The sequence below is a fragment of the Bacteroidota bacterium genome (assembly GCA_034723125.1).
Classification (GTDB): Bacteria; Bacteroidota; Bacteroidia; order CAILMK01; family JAAYUY01; genus JAYEOP01.
Genome location: JAYEOP010000527.1, coordinates 1 through 7,811 on the forward strand (window position 1 = coordinate 1; position 7,811 = coordinate 7,811).

The 7,811-nt window shown below is 30.8% G+C and carries 5 protein-coding genes; all 5 read right to left on the reverse strand.

What is annotated here, in order from left to right:
• Positions 1 to 162: 162 nt before the first annotated feature.
• The 5 genes from rimO to U9R42_13615 all read right to left on the reverse strand — a co-directional run bounded on the left by rimO (position 163) and on the right by U9R42_13615 (position 7,381).
• Positions 163 to 1,467, reverse strand: coding sequence for a 30S ribosomal protein S12 methylthiotransferase RimO (gene rimO / locus U9R42_13595; GenBank protein MEA3497055.1), 1,305 nt, complete (start codon positions 1,465 to 1,467; stop codon positions 163 to 165).
• Positions 1,468 to 1,484: 17 nt separating this feature from the next.
• Entirely contained in the window at positions 1,485 to 2,468 is a 984-nt protein-coding gene (ftsY, locus tag U9R42_13600) for a signal recognition particle-docking protein FtsY (protein MEA3497056.1), read from the reverse strand.
• 14 nt (positions 2,469 to 2,482) lie between these two features.
• A complete protein-coding gene (locus U9R42_13605) occupies positions 2,483 to 4,330 on the reverse strand; it encodes a DUF3857 domain-containing protein (protein MEA3497057.1) in 1,848 nt (615 codons plus the stop codon).
• Position 4,331: 1 nt separating this feature from the next.
• Positions 4,332 to 6,296 (reverse strand): DUF3857 and transglutaminase domain-containing protein, encoded by a 1,965-nt coding sequence (locus U9R42_13610; protein ID MEA3497058.1) that lies wholly within the window; start codon positions 6,294 to 6,296, stop codon positions 4,332 to 4,334.
• Positions 6,297 to 6,745: 449 nt separating this feature from the next.
• Positions 6,746 to 7,381 carry a hypothetical protein gene (locus tag U9R42_13615; GenBank protein ID MEA3497059.1) on the reverse strand — a complete coding sequence of 212 codons (636 nt, stop codon included), beginning with the start codon at positions 7,379 to 7,381 and terminating at the stop codon, positions 6,746 to 6,748.
• Positions 7,382 to 7,811 lie beyond the last annotated feature (430 nt).

The following is a 7,811-nucleotide window of genomic DNA, read 5'->3' on the forward strand; positions in this document are numbered from 1 at the left end:
TAACGCAGTCAGATTGTTTATTATCTTTGTTCCCAAAGGGTTTTCAGAGTTTTTCATATACTTCTTCAAAACTTTTTACATTATCCCGATTTGTTTCAAAATTTTTCATTGTCTATAAAAAACTCTGAAAATCTTAATTCGAATGTATTTATAGAACCTCCCTTATAAATGTCCTATTAATTCATATTCCATAGCTTCGGTAATTTTCACATCATAAAAACAACCGATTTTTAATTCTTTTTCTGAGGATATTAATACCTCATTATCCACCTCAGGAGTATCAAATTCAGTGCGTCCCACAAAAATATCTCCTTCCTTTCTTTCAATTATTACCTTAAGTGTTTTGCCAACTTCATTAAGATTTAGCTCAAGAGAAATTTTCTGCTGAGCAGCCATTAGCAAATTCATTCTTTCAGCTTTTATTTCATCAGTAACATCATCTTCAAATTTATAAGCATAAGTATCTTCTTCATGCGAATAAGTAAAAACACCTAACCTATCAAATTTTACTTCACGAATAAAATCCATTAACTCATCAAAATCTTCATCTGTTTCTTCCGGAAAACCAACAATAAAAGTTGAGCGTATTTTCACATTTGGAATAATTGACCTGATTTTTTTTATTAATTCTAAAGTCTTTTTTTTGTTAATTCCTCTTTTCATTTTACTCAACATATTATCGGAAATATGCTGAAAAGGAATATCAATATAATTGCAAATATTTGCTTTTGAAGCAATCACATCAAGAACTTCGAGTGGGAAATTTGTTGGATAGGTATATTGCAATCTTAACCATTCAAGACCTTTTATTTCCGAAAGAGAAAGCATCAAATCGGCAAGTTTTCTTTTGCCATATTTATCCAAACCATAAAAAGTGGTATCCTGTCCTATCAAAATAATTTCTTTAACACCTTTGCTTACAAGATTTTTTGCTTCAACAATTATTTCTTCAATATTTTGAGATATATGTTTACCTTTAATCAGCGGTATCGCACAAAAAGAACATTTGTGGTCGCATCCATCCGAAATTTTAAGATAGGAATAATGCCCTGAGTCGGGAATTGGTCTTTGTCCAATTAATTCTTTTTTGTAATTAACACCAAATCTATTTAGAATTTCAGGCAATTCATAAACACCAAAATATTCATTAACATCAGGAATTTCATTTTTTAGTTCATCTTTATATCGCTCCGAAAGACAACCTATTACAAAAAGTTCCTTTATTTCACCTTTTTTCTTTTTCTCAGAATAATAAACTATGCTGTCAATTGATTCTTCTTTTGCATCATTTATAAATCCGCAAGTATTGATAACAACAACATCATTTTTTTTTATCTCCGCATTATGAACAGCTTGAATGGAATTATCGCTTAGTTGACTTTTAAGTATTTCAGAATCATAAATATTTTTAGCACAACCAAGAGTAACTATGTTTATTCTTCTATTTTTATAAGGATTTGTAATCATACTTTCTAAAAAATAAACTATAATTTAATATCACTACCAAAAAGTGAATTAATAAATTTTTCTTTATCAAAAAGTTGAAAATCTTCAATTTTTTCACCTACGCCAATATATTTTACAGGTACTTTAAATTGGTCAACCACACCGAGTACCACACCACCTTTAGCAGTACCATCAAGTTTGGTAATAGCAAGAGTATTTACATTTGTAGCTTTTATAAATTGCTTAGCTTGTTCAATTGCATTTTGCCCTGTGGAAGCATCAAGAACGAGTAAATTTTCATGAGGTGCATCAGGAATAATTTTTTTTATAACCCTACTTACCTTAGTAAGTTCATTCATCAGATTTGCTTTGTTGTGAAGCCTGCCGGCAGTATCAAGAATTACAACATCAAAATCTTTGGATTTTGCCGACTGAACAGTATCAAAAACAACAGAGGCAGGATCGCTTCCCATAACTCGTGAAACAACAGGCACATCAACTCTTTCGCCCCATATTTTTATTTGCTCAATTGCTGCTGCCCTAAAAGTGTCTCCTGCACCAAGCATTACTTTTTTTCCCTGTTTTTTAAACTGATAGGCAAGCTTGGCAATTGTTGTTGTTTTTCCAACTCCGTTTACTCCAACAACCATTATTACATAAGGTCCGTCAGTTTCAGGTAATTCAAAAGAATCAAAATTAATATGCTCATAGGTATTTAACAACTTTTTAATTTCATCTTTTAAGATTAAATCCAACTCCTTAACGTTCAAATATTTATCTTTAGCAACCCTTTCTTCAAGCTGATTAATTATTTTAACAGTTGTTTTAACTCCTACATCAGATGCAATTAGGATTTCTTCCAATTCATCCAAAAAATCAATATCAATTGTTGATTTCCCGACCAAAGCTTTTCCCAATTTTGAAAATAATCCTTTTTTTGTTTTTTCCAAACTCTGTTCAAGCTTGTCAGTTTTTTTAGCTTCAGATTGTTCCTTTCCTTTAAAAATATTTTTAAATACCATTTCCTAAATACAGATTATTTTTGTTTAAAAATTAACTCCTTATGCCTTTCTACTCGCCATGCTGTCATTAGCTCTTTTAAGCTATCATAATCAGCAGGCTCAATGATTCGTTTCGAAATTTCTATTGTTTTTACTACCTCTACTTTTCTTCCTTTTTTATTAATAATAAAAGTGAATGAACCTATATTATTTGTAATATTAACTGATGTATTTTTGTTTAATAATTCAACATCTTTTGATAATTTCAATTTAAAAACATACTTTTCAACCAAAGGATTTTGAATTAGTATCGGATTACGCCTTTGCGAAACCATTTCAGGTAGATGAAGTTTTGAAAGCCCGTTTTTAAATTCAGGTAATTTCATTTTAAGAAAATTACTTGCACTAATTTCTTTAGTAGAAATAACTCCTTTAAATTTTACGGAACTAACACTGATTTTTTGTTGCAAAATGTTGTTCTTATCAGATTTTTCAATTTTTATTCCATCATAAAGATTTATAACTTTATCAACCGCTTCATCTTTTAAGTTAAAATACGAATTAAAACCTTTTGTAATAAAACTTGCAACATCTCCTTTAAAATTATAATAATCATCCATTTTTAAATTTCCTGCTAAAATAATTTTATTACTTTTATTCGTCTCAGTAAAAATTTCAAAGGATTTTAAACCAGGATAAATAGGTACAAGTTTTTTTCCGCCAAGCATATATTTTAAATCAACAGTTGCAGATTTATCAACGGGCAAATACATAAAATCTTCAGGTAAATTATTTATTCTAAGAATAAAATCATTAAAAACATTAAGGTTTGCAATTTTTGAATCCAGCATTTTTAAAGGTGCTACCATTATCGGATATGCCTGAATTTTCATGGAATTTAACATCGCTGCCATCAAAGTTGCCTTTTCAAGTTTTGTTCCTCCAACAGAATTATAAACTTCAATAGGTGTTTGAATTATAAACCCTGACTTACTAAAAGGGATATGAAATGTTTTTATATTGTTAGCAACATAGTTCTGAATTGCTAATATCTTATCCAATTTTGTTTCATTCTCAGAATCAATTTTATCACAAAATTTTCTCATTTTTTCATCAAGAGAATATTTGAAAGCTTCCTGCATTACAAAGCTTTTATACACCTGACTCATACTTTTATTTTCACTAAAAATCAAATATGGCTCATAATTGGAAGGATGAGGACTTGCCTTTTCGTGAATATCAGAATTTAAATTATTAAATCTCCATGTATAAACTTTTTTACCCTCCGAAGAAATTACTTCAGGGCGAATATCACTATTTAATAATTTATAGTTCAACTCCTTATCCAAAGGAACTCTTACTATAATTATTAATTCCTCAATAGGAGATTGTTTTGTTATTTTTTCTACAGCTGAAAAAGCATAAGTAAAAGCTGTTTTTGTGTTCACATTGTAATCAACATTAATTACTGAACCAACTTCTAAAGCAGTATGAGTAATGATGTAACGTCTTAAATGATTGTAAGTTGCAGTATTCCTTGCCGAATAAGATAAAACTTCATTAAAAGCATTTTCGGGAGTTTTTACTTTTTTACCATCCGCCATAAAAGTAACAGAATTGTTAACCTTAACTTCCTGATATTTCGGATTGTACTCTATTGCTGTTTGTCCGTATTTTCTGTTAAAAGCATAATGGCTCAATATTTTTAAACGATGAGAATGATGATAAGAATAAGATCCGTCTTCATTTAATGTATATTCCTTTAGCATTTTCAAATAAATTGCATCAGGTTCAGTGTTTTGAGACTTAGCAATTGTAGTAAAAAATAAAACTAAAGCAAAACAAAATGTATATTTCAAATATTTCATAATCAGTATTTTCATTTTATTGTTCTAATTTTTTAAGAATAATTTTTTCGCTGGCAAATTTCTTTTGTAAAGCAACAGCATCCCTCACCGATTCCCAGTCATCAACTTGATAAACTCTTTTTTTCAAAGTTATTTTTTCCGATAAGTGCAAAACATTGCCATCAAGCTTGTAACTACCCGAAAAAGATGCTCCACTTCCTTTGATATCTTTAGCTTTTGTCCAAGATATTTTTTCTACTCCGAGAGGTAATTTTATTGTTTCGTTTAACTCAATATATTTTGAGCACGCATCTTTAAAAGGATACTTTCTTTCTTTGATATTTGTATTTAAATAAAGATGATAATTACGATTGCTAAAAAGATTGGAAGCTACTACGGGAGTGAAAATAATTTCATTATCGCTAACTAAAGCATAATTTGGAATCTCATATTTTATATAAATTCTAAAAGGCTTAGACATATCATAAGGGTCTGAAAAATTCATAGTTATTATTTTCATATCAGGGAATTGACCAAGCATAGAACTTTCAAAAGTTGATTTCCAATTATAACGAAATGTTCTTGTTAATGCACCTCTAAAATTAGCATCCGATTGTCCTTCCGCTTCAAGAGTAAACTCACCTTTCAAATTTCCTTCTTTGTCCAGCTCTGAATTTCCTTTTATTTTATAAAAATGATTCATAGGGTCGGAAATAGGGATGATACTCAAGTCTTCTCCTTCTTTTGTTCCGATAATATAATTCTGCTGTTGCTCACGACTCGACCACAATTCACGAACAAAAGGTACCCAAGTAGGGTCAAGCATGTGAAGTTTTCCATCGGAAAGTCTTACAGCAGTAACACTATGGTTAAACTGATCGGCAGGAATATCTTCAATCCTTGAGCCTGCCATAGTCATTGCTGCATAAGATTCAAAACCTGCACATCTTAACATTGCAATCAACATTCCCGCTTTATCTTTACAAACTCCGCATCTATCGGTATAAGTCATCAAAGCTTTGTGCAAAGTAAAACCTTCTCCCTCTCCCATTGTTAATCCAAAATATCGAATTTCATTAGCGACCCAGTGAGTAAGCCTTGATACGGAATCCATTTCATCGCTTGCTCCTCTCAAAATTTCGTCAACTTTTTCTTTTACTTCTGGATCACAATCAAAACTTCCGTAATCTTCATTAACAGCATAAAACCATTTTGACTTTGCTTCCCAATCGGGAGCAGTTGTAAGTATTAGCTTAGGTGCTACATCAGAAAGTCCAAGCATATTCGACTCTCTTTTAAAAGGCTCAATATTCTTCTTTTGAAAAGAATAAAGTGTTTTGTTTCCTTTAAATCTTACTTTTACATTTACTTCACCCTTATAAAATTTATACTGCAATTTTTTTGTATTGGGAACTAATGTTTGATAAACTTTTTCAAGAACATTATTGGAACTCCAAAAATGAATAATGTCATAATAATGACCTTCCATCGGAGGAATATATTTTTCGTTATCATCCTCTTGCAACAAAGCATAAGTATATCCTTTTTTGAACATAAATATTTCAATAGCATCACCTATTTCGAGCCTTCCTACTTCAATAAGTTGCTCTCTTGCTCCCCAAAGAATCATAGAGCCGGGAGCAGGATAATCCTTAATATTTCTATTATCCAAAATCTCAACAGAACCATCTTTCCTGTAAATCTTTACTTTTTTAATTTGTAAAAAAGCAGATTGAGGCTCGTAACTAAATTTTACAATTGATGAATTTACAGCACCTTTTAGGGTTAAAACTTTTATCAGCTTGTGGATATAAAAATAACTCAAGCCACTTTCCTGAACATCTACAGTTGTGCTGTCAAAAATTGTAAGAACACTTGAATGCGGGTACTTATCAGCATCACCTGCATTTCTTATCATTGTTTTTATATCTCCGTCAGCAAAAAGAAATACCGACTGAAAAGCAAAAACAAACAGAAAAAACATCTTTTTATTAAATTCCATAAGAAATTGATTTATTCATTAAATTAATACAACTGGCAAATTTAGATTTTATACAGCAATTTTTACAACTTAAATTGCTAAAGTTTATACACCTCATCCCGGCCTTCTCCTCTAAGAGAAGGAGTAGCTCACTGCTGGCTTTTAACTTAACTTGGTTACCTATTATTCCTCTGCCCAATAGCTTTAAAGCATTTGGGTTAATCGATATTCGATATTTGTACCCAATCAGTAATTCTCCAAATATCTGTTTTTTTTAATCATACACTTTGTTGTCTCATCAAAATAATTGTTTTTTTTTTGTTTTTAGACATACTGACGGTTTGGCTATGTGTAGTAAGGGATTTCAAAGCACTTCCGTTTCAATTTATTACTAATTTTAATTACTTGCATTATCTGTCAATTTACCACTAAAACCCTTATTGGGTATAGCTTTTGTTATAGCCTGGCATTTATTCATTCATATCTTTCAATTCTTTAATATTTCTTATCAACTCCTTATAATTTTCTATATTTGATGGAGTGTATGCGATAATATCTGAAATTAACAACTCTATATCTCGATTCATTGATTTTAATATACCTATAACCAATTCAGGTCTGCAAACAAAACAATTTGCAACTGCAACCGAAGGTTCTTCAAGTGCAGTTTCCAATGAGAGTTTAACTGTGAAAAATTTCTTTAGAATATTAGTGTCACCTGTTTCACAAAAGTAATTTTCAGTCAGTTCTGAATATGGGTCATAATCTCTTTCTATTGCTTGAAAATCACTCTTATTGTTTTTGAATTTTTCATTATTCTCTGTCAATTGAACATTAAGCATATTTAGAATCTCAACCTTCTTCTGTAATGAACATTCCTTTAATGTTTGAATTCGACTTTTGTGAACAAATCCTGTAATCTGTTTTCCATCAACAAACTTGAACAAATAAACTCTTTCCCATTGTTTTCCAGAATTGTCCACATAGAAGATTTCATTTTCCTTTATAAAACTCAATGAATCGTATTCAATCCCTTCTCCATTCCTTATTATCGTATAATCATCCTTATCAGAAATTATCGCAGCTTCTCTATTTTGTCCAATCAAAGATGTTGAAAAGAGAATGAATAATATGTGTAGTACTGTCTTCATCATGCTTGGCTACAACGGTTTGTATAAGAATAGTAGCCGATTGCGGAACTCGAATTTTTCAAGTTGCAAACAAATTTTATGCGGGCTACAATACTCATATTTACTACTATCTCGGCTATTATTTTTATACTTTGTGTGTGCCCTGCATAAGCAGTAGCTACACACTAACCATAAGCATTGTAAAAAATGCCAAAGGTACAAATTTATTTTATAAAAGTACATGGTTAGTGAGTAAATTTATTCCAGAGGGTGAGAGTCCTTTTTTGGCGGAAAAATGCCAAATTAATCACAGGCGAGCTTAATAGCCCGAACTGTTAGTAAGTCGCAAAGTGGTTTTTCGTGAGGAATGCACTGAAGGAAGCGAGACTACAAATGTTGGTACTGA